The sequence below is a fragment of the Hyphomicrobium facile genome (genome assembly GCF_900116175.1).
In the GTDB taxonomy this organism is placed as follows: Bacteria; Pseudomonadota; Alphaproteobacteria; order Rhizobiales; family Hyphomicrobiaceae; genus Hyphomicrobium_B; species Hyphomicrobium_B facile.
Genome location: NZ_FPCH01000001.1, coordinates 1,357,892 through 1,377,345, shown reverse-complemented (window position 1 = coordinate 1,377,345; position 19,454 = coordinate 1,357,892). Strand labels below are relative to the sequence as shown.

The following is a 19,454-nucleotide window of genomic DNA, read 5'->3' as shown; positions in this document are numbered from 1 at the left end:
TAGATCACTTATTCGGACGTTCCCGTCGCCCGTTCTCGCGGCATGTGGAGAACGGAATTGTCGCCCCGATGTAGGCTTATGCCCATCTGAAGGGACTCGGCGATCCGCCCTGCTCGATCAATGAAGAGAGATGCAGCAGCAGGCGGACAAACGGCCAACGCGGTCTTGCCAAAAAGATCGAGCCACCGCGCGAAATGCTCTTTGGAGATTTCCTCGATGGCGAGATGCACGGGCATCGGCCGGCCTTTATAGCTTCCAGTCATCAAGACGACCGACGACCAGAACGCCCGCAGCTTTTCGAGATGATCATCCCAATCTTGAATGCGCGCCTCGAATACCGGGCCAAGAATCTCGTCCCGGCGGACGGCCGCATAGAAGCGATCGACCAGCATGCCGATCATCTCCTCGTCGACACCGGCATCGAGGCCCGGCGCTTTCGGATGTGGTGGTCGTTGCATAACAGATACCTTGCGCAAATTCCCCTATAAGATGTATGATGAATGCATCTTTAGTCAAGTGAGCGATGTAGACCCTCTTTTGTTTGCGCGGAACCCCCATGCGACTGACCGTTCTCGCCGACTACTCACTACGCGTCCTCATGTACCTTGGATCTCATCCCGACCGCCTTGCGACGATCGACGAAATCGCTGAAGCCTATGGGATTTCCGCAAATCATCTGATGAAGGTCGTGCATCGGCTGGGCCAGCTCGGCTTCGTCGAAACGCAGCGGGGGCGCGGTGGCGGACTTCGCCTCGGTAAATCGGCCGGAGAAGTAACGCTCGGTGAAGTTCTGCGTGCGGTCGAAGACGACTTTCAACTCGTCGAATGTTTCGGCGCCGGGAACACCTGCCGCATCACCGATGTGTGTCGATTGAAGCGCGTCCTTCACCGCGCGCTCGAGGCCTATTTCGAGGTGTTGGACGACTGGACGCTGGCCGACATCATCGCCAACCGCAAGGCTCTTCTCGGCGTTCTCGACAACGCTGATCAAATCGGCCGATAGAGGATACCACAGTGCTTAAAACACGCCTGACAGAACGGCTAAAGTTGCGCCACCCTATTATCTCCGCGCCAATGGCATTTGCAGCCGGCGGACGCCTCGCTGCGACTGTCTCGGCAGCCGGGGGGCTCGGCCTCATCGGCGGCGGATATGGCGATGCAGACTGGATCAACGAAGAGTTTCGCGCCGCCGGAAATCAAAGGGTCGGATGCGGCTTCATCACCTGGTCATTGCGGAAACAACCGGCGCTCCTCGATCTGGTCCTCAGTAAAAAGCCAGCGGCGATTTTATTGTCGTTCGACGATCCGGCGCCGCTTGCCAACCGCATCAAAGAACGCGGCATCACGCTGATCTGCCAAATCCAGACGCGCCGTGACGCCGAAAGGGCGCTCGCATGCGGGGCCGACGTCATCGTCGCGCAGGGTTCAGAAGCCGGCGGTCACGGGGAAAAGCGCGGCACGTTCGGCCTTGTTCCTGAAGTCGCGGATTTGATTGCGAAGGAAAACCCGGACACCCTTCTATGTGCGGCTGGCGGCATTGGCGATGGACGAGGCCTTGCGGCGGCTCTCATGTTGGGGGCTGATGGCGTTCTGATCGGCTCGCGCCTTTGGGCTTCCAAGGAAGCAAACGTGAGTGACCGCATGCACGCGGCCGCACTGGCGGCAACCGGCGACAATACCATTCGCTCGCAAGTCATGGATCTGGCGCGCAAGCTCGATTGGCCTCCGCGTTATACCGCACGCGTACTCAAGAACCGCTTTATCGAACGTTGGCACGGTCGTGAGCAGGAACTGCTGACTGTCGCCGACCAAGAGGCTGCCAAATATCGCAAAGCCTGGGCCGATGGCGATCCCGAGGAAAGCAACACCTTCGTGGGCGAAGTCGTCGGTTTGATCCATGACATCGAGCCGGCGTCGAATATCATCGAACGTATCGTGCGCGAAGCGGAGGAGCTTCTGCAGTTGAAATCAAAGCAACTGGAACAAGGCCAGTGAACTTGCTCAATGATCTACGCCCGGCGCCCAAACGTCGATCGCATGTGGCAAAGTTCGAGCGGCTTACCGGATGAAATGGAATCACCACGTCTCCGGAAAGAGGGATGAGATCGATGGTTGTATCGCTGTACGAACGAATGGGAGGTGCAAGCCGGGTCCAAATGCTCGTCGACACGTTCTACGACATTGTCGAAACGGAACCGGAAGGCGAGATTTTACACCTGCTGCATCTGAGAGGGCACGGCGTCGCACATTCGCGAATTGAGCAGTTCAATTTCCTTTCCGGATTCTTGGGCGGACCGAAACTCTATGTCGAAAAATACGGCCACTCAGATGTTCGCGAAATGCACCGCCATGTCGAAATCGGAACGGCGGAAAAAGACGCCTGGCTTCTCTGCATGTCGAAAGCGATTGATCGGGTTGGAATAGCGCCCGACATCGGAGCCACGTTGATGAAACATTTTCGCGCCGTGGCAAACGCTCTCGAAAATCAGAATTCAACAATGACGCGAATGCGCTGAGACCTAGCCTTACAAAATAAAGGCCGCCAAGGCGGCCGTTGTCCTATTGAAAGTGGGGCAAGTCTCCATTGAGACTTACCCCACTTTGAATGCCATCTCAGGTCATCAACCCGAGAAGCAGCGAAGCGCCCGCCATCGCGCCGATCGCGCCCGTTGCCTTCTTGAGCGTCAGCGCCAGCGATGGCTTCAGCTGATCGAGGCAGAGGCTCGAGACCATTCCCGAAATGTGCAGAAGCGCCGTCGCGACAACGAATCCTGCAGCATAGGGAAGAAAGGCAAAGCCAAGCCCAACGCCCTCGTTACCATGGGCGTGACCATGGAAAACGGCGAACAGCCCAACCGCCGCCATCGCGATGACGGTCGGCGGCCGAACGCCGACGGCCACCGCCGCACTCAAGGCAACGACCGACAAGCCGATAGTTTGTTCGACCATCGGCAGCGCCCAGCCCTCATAGCCGAGCCAACCGCCGAACATCATCGCCGCGACGAATGCCGCAGGCACGAGCCAACGTCCCGCACCTCCAACGTTCATTGCAAAGAACCCGACCGCCAGCATCGCGATCATGTGGTCGAGGCCGTTCATGGGATGCAGAAAGCCTTGACTGAACGTGTGGACTGCGCCGAGTCCGACATGAGCCGACGCCGGCGCAACTGCAGCCACCATCAGAATCGAGCCGGCGCCGAAGGCTTTTAGAACGTGCTGCACGCGTGAATGTCTCATCGTACGCCCTCCTATTTCATGACTTTGCTGCGATGGCCGAGCTTGCCGTTCGCCACCAGGGTTCCAAGCACATCGAGTACGACCCGGCAGGCGAGCTGCGCCGTGTTGTCGTTGACGTCGTACGGCGGCGACACCTCGACGACTTCCATGCCGCACAGGCCTTCGGCCGCGATCGTATGAATCATCTCGAAAGCTTCGCGCGGCAGAAGTCCGCCGGGCTCCGGCGAACCGGTACCGGGCGCGAAACCCGGATCGATCGAGTCGATATCGAACGACAGATAGACCGCCTTGCAGCCTTCCCACGCCATCTCGAGGGCGATTTCAGCGGCCTTCTTCGGACCGTAGTGCTGCACGTCATGCATCGTCAGCACGCTCGTGCCGCGGCGCTTGGCGACCGCCGTGCCCGGACGATTGCCGTACCAGCCGCCGATGCCGATCTGCACGAGATTTTTCGGATGGCAGTTGGGCAAGCCGACATCGTGCATGTGGCTATGATCGCGATGCGAGGCGTGCGTTCCCTCGTTCGTCGTCCAGAACCACGGCGTCGTATGCATGCGCTCATCCATATCCTTTTCTTGGATATCGATGTGCCGGTCGATGTGAATGATGCCGACATTGCCGTCGATGTGCGGAGCAATGCCGCGGACGTTGGGGAAGCCCAAGCTGTGATCGCCGCCGCAGATGATCGGGAAAACGCCCGACGTGTAGATGTGCGAAACGGCCTTCGTTACCTGGTCGAACGTCTTCTCGATGTTGCCCGGAATGACGAAGATGTCTCCCGCATCACAAAGATCGAGCTCCTCATAGATATCCACGCCGCCATCGAACCAATAGCCGTCGTAGAGCGCCGAGATCCGGCGGACCGCTTGCGGCCCAAAGCGTGTGCCGGGCCGGTAGGTCGTCGCCGAGTCGAAGGGCGCGCCGACAAAGGCCGCCTCGAAGTTGCCGATCTTGCGAATGTCTTCGCAGTACGGCGCCTTCATGAAGGTATTGATGCCGGCAAACGCGGGCTGATGACCCCGGCTGAACAACGAGATGTTGCGATCGATGACGGATGAGGCGGCTTCGAGCCCGTACTGCAGCGACCGGGCCGTTTCCTCGTCCTGCTTGGTCTGGGAGATGCGAGACAACGTCTCCATGCTCTTAGCGCCATGCGTGTCTTCGCGCCGGACGCCATGCGAATGGCCGTGACGATGCGTATGGGGATGGTCGTGATCGTGATCTTTAGGACTGCGCGCCATTTCGAAATGACCTTTACTGTTTAGATATGCAGACAATCGCGGAGTTGATGAGTCCTGCGGCCACTACTGCGGACCAAGCCGTCCAATCCATTTGTTCGACGGGTACTTGGTCGCAAAGCCGTCCGCGGCGAGCGCGGAAAGGATCGATTGATCGAACGCCTCGCTCGATTTCACGTTCTTCTGGGAAACGCCGGCGGCGAGATACGTTTCACTGAACAGATCCCACGTCTGCTCCGCATAACCGGCAGCGCAATCCGGCCCGTTAAACAGCGAGCCCCAGCCTTTGCCATCAGGAGCGCGAGGAGCTTCCTCAGGCAGGCTTTCGCAGAGAGGTTTGCCGCCCTCCAAACCAAGCGCGCCCATGTTCTGGTTGATGTTGAGCATGATCGCGCCGTACTGATTGAGCTTCACGTCGGCGATCGGCCAAGAAAGACCCTTGGCGACGATCGCATCGCCTTCCTCGGGATTCTCCTTCCACCAGTTGACCGCCTCGAACCACGCGCGGAGTAGCTCCTTGGCGACCGCCGGCTTCTCGGCGAGCCATGCTTCGTTGCAGGCGATGGCATCGGAAATGAGCCCGCGCTCCCAAGTGCGGTCCGTAAGGCTCGACTTGAATATCTTGGCGCCCTCGCGCTTCAAGGACTGGGCGGCAAACGGATCGTAATTGACGTCGATGTCTGTGCCGCCGCTGGCGAAAGCAGCAGCGCTTTCCTGCGGAAGCATGACCGCGTGATGCAGCTCCTTCATGTCGATCCCTGCCCGCTTCATCGTGAGCAGCATCCACATATGATTGAGAAAGCCGTAGTCGGCGCCGAACTTCTTACCCTTGAAATCCTCGACCGAATTGATGTCCTTCGTGACCACCATCTTGTCGAGGCCGTAGGACATGTCCGAGAACGCGACGACCTTGACCGGCAGGTCACCCGCGCGCGCCAATACCATGCTGTCCATGGTGTTGTTCATGCATTGGACTTGCCCCGACGTGATCGCCGCATTCTTTTCGGTTATGCCCTCGATGATTTTCACGTCGAGATCGATATCCTTGGCAAGGCCTTTCGCCTTGACGATATACCAGGGCGCATAAGGCGAGAACGATATGATCGCCACGCTGACTTTTTCGGCTGCGATCGCCCGAGGCGCGGCCACTGGCGCCGTAGCGGCCAGCAAACCGAGAGCGAGCAACATGTTCGTAAACGACTTGTTTTTCATTGTGTGCCGTCTCCTGAACGATCTTCAATCCTTGGGATTCACGTCGTCAAAACTGATTGGCTATTTGATTTCCTCGCGCATCATCGCAAACAGCTGACGCTCGAGCTCCGCATACCCCGGCAGTTCCAGCAGCTCTTCTTTCTGCTTGATGCGCCGTCCGCCTTTGAAAGTGAGCGGGATATCGGCTTTGATGCGGCCTGGCTGCCGGCTGAAGAAAATGATGCGATCAGCCAGATAGATTGCTTCCTCGATGTCATGCGTGATCGCGACGACCGTCTTCTTCTCACGCTCGATCAACTCGATCATGAGTTCCTGCATTTCCCAACGCACCTGTGCGTCCAACGCGCCGAAGGGCTCGTCCATCAGGATGATCGCCGGGTTCTGCGCCAGCGTTCGAGCGAGCGCGACGCGTTGCTTCATGCCGCCGGACAGACTGCGCGGATAGGAGTCGGCAAACTTCTCGAGATGCACGAGCTTGAGAAAATTCATCGTGCGTTCGCGGCGTTCTGCAGCCGGAACCTTGAGAATCTTCATGCCGTATTCGACGTTCTGCATGGCGGTGAGCCAGGGGAACGACGTGTAGGCCTGGAAGATCATGCCGCGATCGGGACCAGGCCCCTGCACGTTCTTGCCGAAAACTTCCAGCCGTCCGCGTGTGGGATATTCCAGCCCCGCGATGATCCGCAGCATCGTCGTCTTTCCGCATCCTGACGGCCCGACGAACGCTGTGATTTGGTTCTCCTGCAGCTCGAACGACACGTCGTCGAGCGCTTTGAATGTTCCGCCCAGATACTCCTTGCTGATGCGGGACGCCTTGAGGGGGGGAACGGTTGTCACCGGCGTAAAATCCTTTGCGACGATGTTCATGTTACGACCTCCGCTCGACGTTCCACGGGAACAGCGCGCGGCAAATGCCCCGGAAAATGAGATCTGTGAGCAGACCCAATGCACCGATAGTGACGATGCCGGCCATGATCACGTCGACGTTGAGAAAACGTCCGGCACGCATCATCACGGCGCCGATGCCGTCCTGCGCGCCGACGATTTCGGCGATGACGAGATAGGTCCAGCTCACCGCGATCATGTTGCGCATGGAATCGAAGATCGCCGGAAGAGCAGCGGGCACCACGATGCCTGTGAGAATGGTGCGGCGTGATGCGCCCATCGTCAGTCCGGCTTCCACAAACTCCTTCTGGATTGCGGTGGTGTTATCCAGCACCAGCGAGATCAGGAAGAAGATAACGCCGATGAAGAGCAGCGCGATCTTTGCCTGGTCGGTGGGTCCAAACCAAACGAGCAGAAGCGGAATGAACGAAGCGGCCGGCAGATACCGCCAAGCCGTCAGCGTCGGGTTGAAGAGGGCACGAATGTTGCCGAAGCTGCCCATCAGAATGCCGATCGGCACGGCAATCGCGGAAGCCGCCATGAAGCTGATGAAAATCCGCCAACAGCTCACCGAGACGTCCTGCAGGAAGTTACGCTCGGCGAACAAGACGTAGAGTGCGGAGCCCACCTCGCCGATGGACGGAAAGAACTTGCGGGCCGATGCCGGCGTCAGATAGTGGCCAGCCTCCCACAGACCAAGGAACATCAACGCTCCGGCGCACGCCAACACCGCAGCCCGTTGCGCACTCGGCTGCCTTCGAAACTCGAGGAATCTTTCTTTCGGTGGAATATAAATTGGCGCGGCTTCGGTGTTCTCACTGGGCAAATTTTGTTGCGAGAATGACGAGGCGTCGCGCGATTTCGATATCGCACTTTCCAAGGCTCTACCTCCCGACAAAGACTGCAAAATCTACGTTTTGCTCGATCTAAGTTGTCGCGGAGAAAGTAGCGGCGCGGAGATGCTCAATAAAACGCCCAAAATTCAAATGGAAAGCATTGCCAGTATCTATGCTGCAGCGCGAACGCCATCTCGCATTGGCCGCGCACTGAAGCGCGCGTCCCGTTCAAATTCGGCGGTGGTCAATCTGGAATTTAGCTAGTCAGTCGCGTAGTCAGCGCCGACGAGTGAGCGAGCCCGTTTCGCTTCGCAGACGATCGCTTTCAACTCTTCGATGAACAAAATGTGCGCCATGTGCCAAGGCCGGTCTGGATTCGAGATGATGAAAATCTCCATGGCCGGAGCGTTGCGTTTGCCGAGCAGCGGCCACAGCCGGCCCGACGAAACGTCAGGCGCTGCATAACCATCGGGGAGGAAGCAAAGCCCAACTCCCAGGATTGCCAATCGGCGCGCTTCTTCAAGATGCTGAGAAATTCCCGAAACCTTTTGCCCTATTCCGTATTTGAGCCGGAAATCCGAGAGCTGATCGGGCTCGTCGGCGCCTGTCAGGATGAAAGGTTCTTCCGCCAGTGCTTTAGGATCGAGAATTTTCTGACCATAGAGGCGATGGCCGCGCCCGCAATAGGGACGATGCGTCTCGCGAAACAACGGATGATAGATGAGGTCAGCGCGTTTGCTGCGCGATGGTGCGACGCCGATGTCGATCTCTTTGCGAAGCAGCGCATTGATGACATCGGACCAGCTGGCCACATCGACGATCAACTCGACATTCGGACACTTCCTGTGAAACGACATGATGACGTCGTCCAAAATTTCGCTGACGACATTGCTTATCATTTTGATGCGCACATGGCCGCTGACAGTGTTGAGCGTGTCGGCCATCGCATCCGGAATGCCGCGCACCAGGGCCTTCAGCTTCATACACGTGTTGGCGAGCGCCCGGCCCTCGTCGGTCAGCTCGAAACCGCTCGGGCCTCGTTCGCATAGACGCACATTGAGTTGACCTTCGAGCCGTTGCAGCGCGAGACTTATCGAAGGTTGTTTGCGACGCAGAAGCGCCGCCGCCGCTGTGACGCCCCCGGTTTCAGCAATGATGCAGAAGATCTTGAACAGGTTCCAATCGAGATTCCGGAAAAAATCATCGTGCCGAGTGTTGTTCGAAGACATATTGCACCGCGGTAAAAACACCCAAAGGATCGCGCGCGGAAAGATTTGCCTTCCCCCCGAGAACATTAAGTGACTTCGACGGCGAGTTGCAAGCTTAGGCTGAAGACGAATGTTCGTGCAGACAAGTGTGGCGCTGACCGAAGGCAAGTGATCGCATGCGCCCGCTCAGGTTACACACGCGATCATGCTTGGCGCGCTCAGCTTAAATGCCCGGTGTAGCAGCACAAATGGAACGGCCAAGCATTGGCTGATGACCGGCGGCATTCAGAGAACGTTCGGCAGAGTTGATCGTGTTGACGAGCAGCATCGTCACCGTCATTGGGCCGACACCGCCCGGAACGGGCGTGATCATCGACGCGCGACGGCGCACACCTTCAAAATCGCAATCACCCACCAGCTGACCGTTCGCCAGGCGATTGATGCCGACATCGATGACGACCGCGCCCGACTTCACCATCGGCGCCGTTATGAGATTGGGATACCCCGCCGCCACGATCAGAATGTCGGCAAGAATTGTGAATTGTGCGAGATCACGGGTCTTCGCGTGACAAACCGAGACCGTCGCCTCGCGCTGCATCAACATCAGCGCCATCGGCTTGCCGACGATGTTGCTCGCACCGACGACGACCGCATTGCGGCCGGCGACGTCGACACCGGCATGATCGAGAAGCAGCATGACGCCGTATGGCGTGCAAGGCGGGAACACCGTATCGCCGATCACCAAGCCGCCGACGTTGTAGAGATGAAAACCGTCGACATCCTTTTCCTGATCGATGGCGCCAAGAACGGCCTTGACATCGAAATGTTTCGGCAGCGGCAGCTGCACCAGGATTCCGTGGATCGATGGGTTGGCGCTGAGCTCAGTAATTTTATCGATGACGGCTGACTGTTCTACGTCGGCCGGAAACAGAAACTTGCGGGAATCGATGCCAACGTCGGCGCAGGCCTGGATCTTCTTTCGCACATATACGGCCGACGCCGGGTCTTCTCCGACCATGATGACGGCAAGGCCCGGCGACACACCAAATTTCTTTTTGAGAACGTCAACCCGTTGGCGGCACTCTTGACGAACACCCGCTGCCACGGCCTTACCGTCGATAATTTTGGCTGTCATTGTGTTGCTCGCTGAAGTGTTGCTGCGCTCACAGAAGAACTCTGGAGCGCGTTGGCAGAAGTTTGATCGAGGCATTCCGAGCGCGTCTGGCGCATCATTTTTGGTCGGCACCGGCGCTTCCCGGCTGGGAGAAGCGCCGGCGCCAGATGTTAGAACAGTCCCTGGATCTGCCCCTTGTCGTCGAGCCGGATCGAGTCCGCCGATGGCACCTTCGGCAGGCCCGGCATCGTCATGATCTCGCCCGTGACGACGACGATGAACTCGGCGCCGGCGGACAATCTCAGCTCGCGGATGGGCACGATGTGGCCCGTCGGCGCGCCGCGCTTCGAGGCGTCGGTCGAGAACGAGTACTGCGTCTTCGCCATGCACACCGGGAAGTGCCCGAAGCCCGCGGCCTCGAGATCCTTGAACTGATTTTCGACACTCGCATCGCAGGCGATGTCGGCGGCGCGATAGATTTCCGTCGCGATCGTCTTCACCTTGTCGCGCAGCTTCATGTCGTCGGGATAGAGCGGCTTGAAGTTCGCCTTGCCCTCGTCGATCACCTTGACGACGTGATGGGCCAGACCCTCGGTGCCCTTGCCGCCATCGGCCCAGTGCGTGCACAGGAACGCCTTCGTGCCCATGCTTTCGGCCGCCTTCTGCACCTCGGCGATTTCGGCGTCGGTGTCGGTGATGAACTTGTTCACGGCGACGACGGCCGGCACGCCGAACTTGTTGACGTTCTCGATGTGGCGCTTGAGGTTTTCGCAGCCCTTGGCGACCGCGGCCGCGTTCTCGGCCTTGAGATCGTCCTTGGCGACGCCGCCGTGCATCTTCAGCGCGCGCACCGTGGCGACGATGACGACGACGGACGGTGCGATGCCGGCCTTGCGGCACTTGATGTCGAAGAACTTCTCGGCGCCCAAGTCGGCGCCGAAGCCGGCTTCGGTGACGACGTAATCGGCAAGCTTCATCGCCGTCTTCGTCGCCAGCACCGAGTTGCAGCCGTGCGCGATGTTGGCGAACGGGCCGCCGTGGATGAAGACGGGGTTGTTCTCGAGCGTCTGCACCAGGTTCGGCTGCAGCGCGTCCTTCAGGAGCACCGTCATGGCGCCGTCGGCCTTCAAGTCGCGGGCGCGGATCGGCTTCTTATCGCGCGTGTAGGCGACGATGATGTTGCCGAGACGGTTCTCGAGGTCTTTGAGATCCTTCGACAGGCAAAGGATGGCCATGACCTCGGAGGCGACGGTGATGTCGAAGCCGTCCTCACGCGGGAAGCCGTTCGAAACGCCGCCCAAGGAATTGACGATCGAGCGCAGCGCGCGATCGTTCATATCGAGCACGCGCTTCCAGCCGACGCGGCGCTGGTCGATACCCAGCGCGTTGCCCCAGTAGATGTGGTTGTCGATCAGCGCCGACAGCAGATTGTGGGCGCTGGTGATGGCGTGGAAGTCACCGGTGAAGTGGAGGTTGATGTCCTCCATCGGCACGACCTGGGCGTAGCCGCCGCCCGCCGCGCCGCCCTTGACGCCGAAGCACGGCCCGAGCGACGGTTCGCGCAGCGCCGCGATCGCCTTCTTGCCGATGTGGTTCAAGCCGTCGCTGAGACCGACCGTCGTTGTCGTCTTGCCCTCGCCCGCCGGCGTCGGGCTGATCGCCGTCACCAGGATGACCTTGCCGTCGCTAAAACTTTCAATGTCTTTGAGATAGTCGGACGAAATTTTGGCCTTGGTCCACCCATAAGGAATGAGTGCGTGCGATGGAACGCCGACCTTGGCGGCGACCTCCGCGATGGGCTTAATCTTTGCTTCGCGTGCAATTTCGATGTCGGACTTCACGGACATGCTGATGATTCCCCTCAGGACGCGAGAATACGAAGCAATCCGCGCAGGCGAAGGCCCGCTGTCCGAATCGGCGGCGTTTTTCGCGACTCCACTTTCCGGGGACGTCTACTATCACGAAACTTTCGTTCTCTCCAAGCAACTTTCGATGCGCACCTCATATTCGTAATATTTACCGTCTTGGCGCGACCCCGACGGAGTAGCTCCAGACCCTACGCAAAAAGACTGACAGCACCTGAATTAGCCCGATCCGGAAAGTACGGCCGTTCCCGCCGCGATCATCGCGACGGCGAGCCACTGCTGGTGGCTGACGGGTTCCTTCAGGACAAACTTCGCCAGCACAACGGTCACGACGCTGAAGGTCGAAGCGACGACCATTGTGATGTGTGGGCTGGCGGTCGTCGAGCCAGCAAGAAATGCCACGTATCCGATCGTTTCGAGAAGCCCCTGCGCACCGACAAACGGAAGCCATGCACGCGGAATGGCTATGCTCCGACACTGCAGCGCAAGGATGACACCTACCAGAAGAAAGCCGCTCAATCGGCCAAGCCACAAGGTCTGCAGTCCGCCGATCATCTGCGCCGACGCTTGGCCCGTCGTAACGAGGGCGACGTAGGCGAGGCAAGCACCGAGCGCGATAAGGACCGTCTTGCGTAGCTCCTTGCCGTCGGTCGCCGCAAATTGAGGATGCGCTTCTGCGCTCCTGGCGATGAGGATGCCGCCCACAATAACGACACCCATTGCCGCCCACTGGTACGTTGTCGGCCGAAGCCCCATCGCCACGTTGACGACGAGCACGAACGCAGGATGCGCCGCGACGATCGGAGCCACGATCGCAACCGGGCCACGCGCCAACCCCGCGTAGAGTAGCATGCACATGGTGGCGACGCTCAAACCGTGCGCTACGGCAAGACCACATCCGGCTGGGGTCCAAACGATTTTCTCGGCACTGACGGCGATCCATACCGACGACGTCATCACGCCGACAAGCAGCACAAAGGCATACGTCAACGTCGCGCCGAGCGCGCGTGAGCTGAAGCGGGCCATGAAATCCGCGAGCCCGACACTTGCTGCGCACGCCAAGCCGAATAAAACTGAGTTCATAGAATGCAGGGCATCGTATCATGACGACCACGGCGCGCATCCCGCGCGCCGTCGACCTGCGCTTCCCCTGGAATGAGGACACGGCCATGGCCAAGAACATCGCTTCCTTCTCGCGAAATCTCGACTGGAACCTTCTGAAGACGTTCCACGAGATCGCGCAGTCCGGAGGCATCAGCCGGGCGAGCGGAGCGCTCAGCCGCAAGCAGCCGGCGTTGAGCTTGGCGCTCAAGCGGCTCGAATCGCAGCTCGGCGTCAAGCTCTGCGAACGAGGACCGAGCGGCTTCGCGCTGACGGACGAAGGCATGCTGATCGCGGACTCCTGCGGGTCGATCAACGGACTTGTGCAGCAGTTGCCAAAAAAGGTTTCCAAGGCGGGCGACAGTGTCGCCGGACGTGTCTCTATCCAAGTTGTTTCCTGTCTCGTGTGCGATCAGCTGGACAGCGCCATTTCGCGCTTCCACGGCAGTCACCCCAAGGCTGAGATCATCATCGATATCAAGACCGGGGATTCGGTTGCGGGCGCGCTCCTGCGCGACGAGATCGACATCGGCGTGGCCCCCGCGAGCGCTCTGCGCAGCGATCTCAAATATGACTTTTTGTTCAATGAGGTGCACAGGCCGTACGTCGGCCCGGCACACCGGCTCTTCGGCCGCACGTTCGACGATCCCGGCGCTCTCGCATCGGAAGCCTTTATTTTGACTGGCGCCGATGAACCGGGCGCATTGACCGAGTTTAGAACCCGTCATGGCCTTGGCCGTGTCGTTGCCGGGCTGTCGGAGCATCTCGACGCTGCCAAGCGGCTGACCTTGTTGAACGTCGGCATTTGCTTCCTGCCCGAGAAATTCGCTGAGCCCGATGTCCAGGCCGGCCGCCTGTGGCCTCTGATCCAAGATACCGAGCGGCCGTCGACGCCGGTTTTCATCATCACCAACCCCCGCGCACCGAGAAAACTCGCGCGCCAGTTGCTGCTGTCGGAAATCAGCGGTTCGCTCGAAACCGATTGAACCTCGGAAAATCATTGCGTGCTTGTGCGGACCGGCACCTTGCCGTGCGCCGCAGCATTAATTCTGGCAATGCTGTCGATTGAAATTTTCGATCTTTTACGCCGCGGGGTCGCGCGTGATGCTGCTCGCTGCCCCCGGCGGTGCTTCGGCCGGCGGCTGTGCGAAGTCGACACAGGAGGAAGAGCGCGCATGTTCATGATGTCTGACCTGACGATCTCTGCCTTCCCGCGAACGCTCAGTCAGGGTCGGCGTCAGCCGAAATTCTCCTTCGTCGATCCGGTTCCGGTCGGGCCAGCGATAGGAAACTATCGCGGGCATGAGTTTCCGGAATATATGCGCGACGCATCAGGGCGCCACTTCATTTTCTCCGGCATCGCGTCGAGGCGGAGCGACCGGCGACTGATTGCGGACAATCTTCGAACGGGCGAGGTCCTCGCGATGCCCGGGCTTATTTATCGCCTCGTCGATGACGCAAATTCAGAACGAATTGCACGGCCGTTCCGCGGCCAGAAAAGATGCTTTCGGCCGGCGGAAGCATGAGGTGATCTCGGAGCTCGACCTTGAAGCGCAGCTCAGCCTTAAGTCGCTTCATAACGTTTGATCGATGGCATCAATGAGCCGTTAAATACCATTCGTTTGACCCAAAACGGTGCTGACTCGACAGTCCGCGCAGCCTGGCAATCCATGACTATATGTCATTCGTCCGGCGCCCCCTGACGAAGCGCCGCCTCATGGCCAATTCCATGAAGGAGATCAACATGGCAAAAATCGTATGTGTCCTCTATGACGATCCCATAGATGGCTACCCTAAATCCTACGCCCGCGACGACATCCCGAAGATCACGAAATATCCCGATGGCCAGACGACGCCGACACCGTCGGCCATCGATTTCAAACCCGGCGCGCTGCTCGGCAGTGTCTCAGGCGAACTCGGCCTGCGGAAATTCCTGGAAGCCGCCGGTCACACGCTTGTCGTGACGAGCGACAAGGACGGCGCGAACTCCAAGCTCGATCAAGAGCTGCACGACGCCGAAATCGTCATCTCGCAGCCGTTCTGGCCCGCCTACATGACGGCCGAACGCATCGCCAAGGCGCCTAAGCTCAAGATGATCGTTACTGCCGGCATCGGCTCCGATCACACCGATTTGCAAGCTGCGATGGACCGCAACATCACGGTCGCGGAAGTCACTTATTGCAACAGCAATAGCGTTGCCGAACACGTGGTGATGATGATGCTCTCGCTCGTCCGCAACTACATCCCCTCCTACAATTGGGTGATCAAGGGCGGCTGGAACATCGCCGATTGCGTTGCCCGCTCCTACGACATCGAAGGCATGCATATCGGCACAGTTGCAGCCGGTCGCATCGGCCTGCGCGTCCTGCGTATGCTCAAACCCTACGATGTCCACCTGCACTACATGGACCGCCATCGTCTGCCTGAGGCAGTCGAGAAGGAGCTCAACCTCACCCACCACACCAGCCTCGAGAGCCTCACCAAGGTTTGCGACGTGGTGACGTTGAACTGCCCGCTGCATCCCGAAACCGAGCACATGATCAACGATAAGTCGCTCAAGAACTTCAAGCGTGGCGCCTATCTGGTCAACACGGCACGCGGCAAGCTCTGCGATCGCGACGCCATCGTGCGCGCACTCGAAAGCGGGCAACTCGCTGGCTACGCGGGCGACGTGTGGTTCCCGCAGCCTCCGCCGCAGGACCATCCGTGGCGCACCATGCCGCATCACGGCATGACGCCCCACATCTCGGGCACGTCGCTCTCGGCGCAAACGCGCTACGCTGCGGGCACGCGCGAGATCCTCGAGTGCTACTTCGCAGGGAAGCCGATCCGCAACGAGTACCTCGTCGTGCAGGGCGGTAAGCTGGCGGGCGTCGGCGCCCATTCCTACAGCGCCGGTAACGCCACCAGCGGCTCGGAAGAGGCCGCGAAGTTCAAGAAGTGAAGTTCAAGAAATAGCGAACTTCAGTCGCCGAAGCAGACGTTCTGCTTCGGCGCCCCCTCGTCTTGCCCTCATGGATGCAATGACTTAAATCGATTCCGATGTAATACCGGCATCTTCGCAGAGCCGTGCCGTCGCTTGGCTGTTCGCGAGACCATGGCGCCTCTCGGCATTCGCGGGCTTTGGCGCTTTTCTTACGATCCTGCTGCTGACAATCGCAAACGCGGCAGACGTTGCGCCGTTGCTCATCGCCCCCTTCGGAGCGAGTTGCGCACTGGTATTCGGTGCGCCCGCGAGCCCGCTGGCTCAGCCGTACAACGTCGTCGGTGGACACCTTGTAACGGCGGCATGCGGACTGCTTGTCACAACGTGCATCGGATCATCGCCGATAGCGATCGCGCTTGGAGTTGGCATCGCCATTTCCGCAATGCTCCCGACGGACACGCTTCATCCGCCCGCCGGCGCGAACCCGATCGTCATCGCATTCGCGCATTCGGGACGGCCGTTCTTAGTTGCACCCATCCTGACTGGCGCAGCTTTCATCGTGATCTGCAGTTCGCTGTTCCACCGGCACGTCACCGGCCATTCCTACAAGCTCAACCTTTTGAGGCGCGGCCAATAAGAACTTTGCCGAAAACCGGTTAGAGCCGCGTCAGACCGGTCTCGGCTTGTATGTCCTTCAGTGCACCAACCAGCACATCGATCTCGCCGCACGTATTGTAGAATGCGAACGAGGGTCGAACCGTCGTCTCCTGGCCGAAGCGTCTCAGGATCGGCTGCGCGCAGTGATGCCCCGAGCGCACCGCGATCCCATACTTATTGAGACGCGACCCGATCTCTTCGCTCGGTATGCCCTTCAGCGTCAGCGAGATCACGCTCGCCTTCTCGGGCGCGGTCCCGATGATCCTTAGACCTGGGATCTGCAGAAGCCGCTCAGTCGCGTAGACGAGCAACTTGTGCTCGTAATCGGCGATGTTTTGGAGCCCGATGCGTTCGACGTAATCGATTGCTGCGCCCAAGCCGACGGCGTCGGCGATATTGCCGGTGCCCGCCTCGAACCGCTGCGGCGACTTGTGAAACTCGACCCGCTCGAACGTCACGTCGCGGATCATGTTGCCGCCGGTCTGATAGGGCGGCAGCGAGTCCATCAGCGCCTTCTTGCCGTAGAGAACGCCAATGCCGGTCGGAGCGAAGATCTTGTGGCCGGAGAAGACGAAGAAGTCGGCGTCGAGATCCTGCACATCGACTTTCATGTGCGAAACCGACTGCGCACCGTCGACGAGCACGCGAGCACCGACACGATGCGCCATTTCGACAATTGTCTTGGCGGGCGTGATCGTACCCAGCGCATTCGAGACCTGCGTGAACGCGACAAGCTTGGTCCGGCTGTTCAGAAGCTTCCCGAACTCATCGAGCAACAGCGCGCCGCAATCATCGACCGGCGCAACCCTGAGTTTCGCGCCCTTTGCGAGGCAAAGCTGCTGCCACGGTACGATGTTGGCATGATGCTCGAGGTTGGTGACGACGATTTCGTCGCCGGCCCCGATGTGCTGCTGTCCGAACGTAGCGGCGACCAGATTAATCGCTTCGGTCGCGCCGCGCGTGAAGATGATCTCTTCAGCCGATCCCGCGTTGAGGAAACGGGCGATTTTCGAGCGCGCGCCTTCGTAGGCGTCGGTCGCGCGAGCTGCAAGCTCGTGTGCCGCGCGGTGAATGTTCGAGTTTTCGTGCTCGTAGAAATATTTGAGTCGCTCGATGACGGATTTCGGCTTTTGCGTCGTCGCCGCGTTGTCGAACCAGATGAGCGGACGGCCGTTGACCCTCTCATTCAAAATGGGGAAATCGCGGCGAACGCCGTCGACGTCGAAGCCGATGCCGCCAGATGCCGGAAGACGGGCCGGTGCTTCGGCGCCCGGAACGCTGATACCGCGCGCAGACGGCTCTTGCCGGTCCAGAAAATAGAAACCCGACCCGACATCCGCGCCGCGACCATGCGCGTACGGCTCAGCCGCAAGCGGCGCCAACAGCGATCTGAGTTCGGCTTCGAATGGCAGGGCGATGCGGTCATACTGACGGATCGACCCGCCCGAATGCGGTGTCTCAATGCCGGTATGATTGGAGAGCACCTGGGGCGGCGGCGTCGCAGGCGGAGGTTGCGGAGGTGAAGACTGGGAAATCCCAGGGAGGGCATCCGCCGAGCGCGATGCTTCCGGTCGAGCGGGTATGTCCCTCGAGCCGCCAAAGCCGGAAAGCGATGGGCCCGCATCGACACTCGATGGCAGCAGCGGATCCGGTGTTCGCGTCAGGGTGTCGACGCCGTTGAGATCAATGACCGAGACATCGCGCGTCGAAGCCGGAACGGCAGTCGCTGGCGCGTCAATGCCCGGAATCGATGCGACGTTTGTCGTTGGCGCTGATTGAGCAACTGCTTGTCCGGCCGCTTCCGTCGGAGACGCTCCGAAACCGGGCAGCGAAGGCCCGGAAAGGGTGCTCGAAGGCGGCGAAGGGATTGCGGCACCGGCCAGGCTGTCGAATACCCGATCGTCAATTGCTGAACTGTCCAATGGCGAACCAATCGTCGGTGTCGCGAGCGTACCGGAGATTCCGGGCGTCGGCAGAGGAGACGTGGCAGACGCCGCAGCATGCGGCGCTGACGAACCGGCGACCTCAACCGGCGAAGCGCCGAACCCAGGCAGCGACGGCCCGGCCGATACCGGCAACGATTGCCCCGGCAAAGCCGCGTAGAACGCGTTGGCGAGCTTCGTCAGTGTAGCGACGTCCGGAAGCCCTGCTGGCGGTTGAACGCCGCCTCTGGGATCCCGCGCCGCTGCCGCCAAAGCGTCGAGGTCGGCAGCACCCGATCCGAGATTAGCTATAGACATGATACTTGCCCACCTCGACGTTCTCCAGAACTCCCAGCGCGTCGTCCGTCAGAACGGCGAGCGAGCAATAGAGTGAGACGAGATAGGAGGCGATCGCCTGATCATTGATGCCCATGAAGCGGACGGAAAGACCCTTGGTCAGTTCGCCCGGCAGACCGGGCTGGAAGAGACCGACGACGCCCTGCTTGGCTTCACCAGTTCTAATCAGAAGAATGTTGGTTTTTCCGCCCTTCACCTCGAGCTTGTCGGAGGGAATGAGCGGGATGCCGCGCCACGTGAGGAATGGCGAACCGAACAGCGTGACTGTCGGCGGCGGTACACCGCGACGGGTGCATTCGCGTCCGAACGCAGCGATCGCCTGCGGATGCGCAAGGAAGAACGCAGGCTCTTTCCAAACCTTGGCAATCAGCTCGTCGAGATCGTCGGGCGTCGGCGGGCCAGAGCGCGTTTTGATCTTCTGCGAGGCCGCAGCGTGCGCAAGGAGGCCGTACTCCTTGTTATTGATGAGTTCGCTCTCCTGGCGCTCCTTCACCGTCTCGATAGTCAGGCGCAGCTGCTCTTTGATCTGATTGTGCGGAACGCTGTAGAGATCGGAAACGCGCGTATGAATATCGAGAACCGTCTGCACAGCGCTCAAAAGATACTCGCGCGGGTTCTCGATGTAATCGACATAGGTTTGCGGCAGAACGCGCTCGTCGCGCACCGAGCATGCCACTTCGACGCTGTCGGCATCGCGCACTTTGTTGACGCGATAGATGCCCGCTTCGACCGGCACCCAGCTCAGGAAGTGCACCAGCCAACGCGGCGTGATGCTCGACATTTGCGGAACGGTCTTAGTCGCATTGGCTAATTGCCTTGCTGCAATATCGCCCAGCGCAGTTTGGGTATCGTCTGCCATAGCTCTCTCGCTGTCTGTTATATTAGAGCATTAAATT

Annotated in this window: 20 protein-coding genes; 8 read left to right on the top strand and 12 right to left on the bottom strand. The window is 59.7% G+C overall.

What is annotated here, in order from left to right:
* Positions 1–8 precede the first annotated feature (8 nt).
* The gene (locus tag BM399_RS06645; RefSeq protein ID WP_092865814.1) at positions 9–458 is read right to left on the bottom strand and encodes a group III truncated hemoglobin; all 450 of its coding nucleotides are present in this window, start codon (positions 456–458) and stop codon (positions 9–11) included.
* A 98-nt stretch (positions 459–556) separates the two neighbouring features.
* On the opposite strand from BM399_RS06645, the gene BM399_RS06640 reads away from it, so the two are divergent.
* The 3 genes from BM399_RS06640 (at position 557) to BM399_RS06630 (ending at position 2,516) form a co-directional block, all read left to right on the top strand.
* Positions 557–1,003 (top strand): RrF2 family transcriptional regulator, encoded by a 447-nt coding sequence (locus tag BM399_RS06640; protein ID WP_092865811.1) that lies wholly within the window; start codon positions 557–559, stop codon positions 1,001–1,003.
* Positions 1,004–1,014: 11 nt separating this feature from the next.
* On the top strand, positions 1,015–1,995 hold the full coding sequence (locus BM399_RS06635; protein WP_092865808.1) for an NAD(P)H-dependent flavin oxidoreductase: 981 nt from the start codon (positions 1,015–1,017) through the stop codon (positions 1,993–1,995).
* Between the two features lie 104 nt (positions 1,996–2,099).
* Positions 2,100–2,516, top strand: coding sequence for a group II truncated hemoglobin (locus BM399_RS06630; protein ID WP_092865805.1), 417 nt, complete (start codon positions 2,100–2,102; stop codon positions 2,514–2,516).
* Between the two features lie 97 nt (positions 2,517–2,613).
* Here the strand turns inward: BM399_RS06630 and BM399_RS06625 are convergent, their stop codons facing one another.
* The 5 genes from BM399_RS06625 to BM399_RS06605 form a co-directional block, all read right to left on the bottom strand.
* Complete coding sequence (locus BM399_RS06625; RefSeq protein WP_244531102.1) at positions 2,614–3,237, bottom strand: HupE/UreJ family protein; 624 nt, start codon at positions 3,235–3,237, stop codon at positions 2,614–2,616.
* A gap of 11 nt (positions 3,238–3,248) precedes the next feature.
* Positions 3,249–4,478 carry an agmatinase family protein gene (locus BM399_RS06620; protein WP_425284059.1) on the bottom strand — a complete coding sequence of 410 codons (1,230 nt, stop codon included), beginning with the start codon at positions 4,476–4,478 and terminating at the stop codon, positions 3,249–3,251.
* Positions 4,479–4,541: 63 nt separating this feature from the next.
* A complete protein-coding gene (locus tag BM399_RS06615; RefSeq protein WP_092865802.1) occupies positions 4,542–5,687 on the bottom strand; it encodes an ABC transporter substrate-binding protein in 1,146 nt (381 codons plus the stop codon).
* A gap of 60 nt (positions 5,688–5,747) precedes the next feature.
* Complete coding sequence (locus BM399_RS06610) at positions 5,748–6,554, bottom strand: ABC transporter ATP-binding protein (RefSeq protein WP_092865799.1); 807 nt, start codon at positions 6,552–6,554, stop codon at positions 5,748–5,750.
* Position 6,555: 1 nt separating this feature from the next.
* Positions 6,556–7,278 carry an ABC transporter permease gene (locus BM399_RS06605; protein WP_210186952.1) on the bottom strand — a complete coding sequence of 241 codons (723 nt, stop codon included), beginning with the start codon at positions 7,276–7,278 and terminating at the stop codon, positions 6,556–6,558.
* 103 nt (positions 7,279–7,381) lie between these two features.
* Between BM399_RS06605 and BM399_RS06600 the strand changes: the two genes are divergently transcribed.
* Positions 7,382–7,672 carry a hypothetical protein gene (locus BM399_RS06600; RefSeq protein WP_092865796.1) on the top strand — a complete coding sequence of 97 codons (291 nt, stop codon included), beginning with the start codon at positions 7,382–7,384 and terminating at the stop codon, positions 7,670–7,672.
* Here the strand turns inward: BM399_RS06600 and BM399_RS06595 are convergent.
* The 4 genes from BM399_RS06595 to BM399_RS06580 all read right to left on the bottom strand — a co-directional run bounded on the left by BM399_RS06595 (position 7,669) and on the right by BM399_RS06580 (position 12,678).
* Complete coding sequence (locus BM399_RS06595; protein WP_177228060.1) at positions 7,669–8,637, bottom strand: LysR family transcriptional regulator; 969 nt, start codon at positions 8,635–8,637, stop codon at positions 7,669–7,671. The genes BM399_RS06600 and BM399_RS06595 overlap by 4 nt on opposite strands.
* Before the next feature lie 202 nt (positions 8,638–8,839).
* A complete protein-coding gene (gene folD / locus BM399_RS06590) occupies positions 8,840–9,751 on the bottom strand; it encodes a bifunctional methylenetetrahydrofolate dehydrogenase/methenyltetrahydrofolate cyclohydrolase FolD (RefSeq protein ID WP_092865790.1) in 912 nt (303 codons plus the stop codon).
* 149 nt (positions 9,752–9,900) lie between these two features.
* Positions 9,901–11,577: a formate--tetrahydrofolate ligase gene (locus BM399_RS06585; protein ID WP_092865787.1), complete on the bottom strand. Its 1,677-nt coding sequence runs from the start codon at positions 11,575–11,577 to the stop codon at positions 9,901–9,903.
* A 237-nt stretch (positions 11,578–11,814) separates the two neighbouring features.
* Positions 11,815–12,678, bottom strand: a complete 864-nt coding sequence (locus BM399_RS06580; protein ID WP_092865784.1) for a DMT family transporter — start codon at positions 12,676–12,678, stop codon at positions 11,815–11,817.
* 20 nt (positions 12,679–12,698) lie between these two features.
* On the opposite strand from BM399_RS06580, the gene BM399_RS06575 reads away from it, so the two are divergent.
* The 4 genes from BM399_RS06575 to BM399_RS06560 all read left to right on the top strand — a co-directional run bounded on the left by BM399_RS06575 (position 12,699) and on the right by BM399_RS06560 (position 16,259).
* Complete coding sequence (locus BM399_RS06575; protein WP_092865781.1) at positions 12,699–13,682, top strand: LysR family transcriptional regulator; 984 nt, start codon at positions 12,699–12,701, stop codon at positions 13,680–13,682.
* Between the two features lie 189 nt (positions 13,683–13,871).
* Positions 13,872–14,222: a hypothetical protein gene (locus BM399_RS06570; RefSeq protein WP_143111349.1), complete on the top strand. Its 351-nt coding sequence runs from the start codon at positions 13,872–13,874 to the stop codon at positions 14,220–14,222.
* Positions 14,223–14,440: 218 nt separating this feature from the next.
* A complete protein-coding gene (locus tag BM399_RS06565) occupies positions 14,441–15,640 on the top strand; it encodes an NAD-dependent formate dehydrogenase (RefSeq protein ID WP_092866475.1) in 1,200 nt (399 codons plus the stop codon).
* An 88-nt stretch (positions 15,641–15,728) separates the two neighbouring features.
* Positions 15,729–16,259 carry an HPP family protein gene (locus BM399_RS06560; RefSeq protein WP_425284067.1) on the top strand — a complete coding sequence of 177 codons (531 nt, stop codon included), beginning with the start codon at positions 15,729–15,731 and terminating at the stop codon, positions 16,257–16,259.
* 19 nt (positions 16,260–16,278) lie between these two features.
* Here BM399_RS06560 and BM399_RS06555 read toward each other — a convergent pair whose 3' ends face one another.
* Entirely contained in the window at positions 16,279–18,519 is a 2,241-nt protein-coding gene (locus BM399_RS06555; RefSeq protein ID WP_092865772.1) for a family 2A encapsulin nanocompartment cargo protein cysteine desulfurase, read from the bottom strand.
* The gene (locus BM399_RS06550; RefSeq protein WP_092865769.1) at positions 18,506–19,417 is read right to left on the bottom strand and encodes a family 2A encapsulin nanocompartment shell protein; all 912 of its coding nucleotides are present in this window, start codon (positions 19,415–19,417) and stop codon (positions 18,506–18,508) included. Before BM399_RS06550 ends, BM399_RS06555 begins: the two co-directional genes overlap by 14 nt.
* Positions 19,418–19,454: the final 37 nt, after the last annotated feature.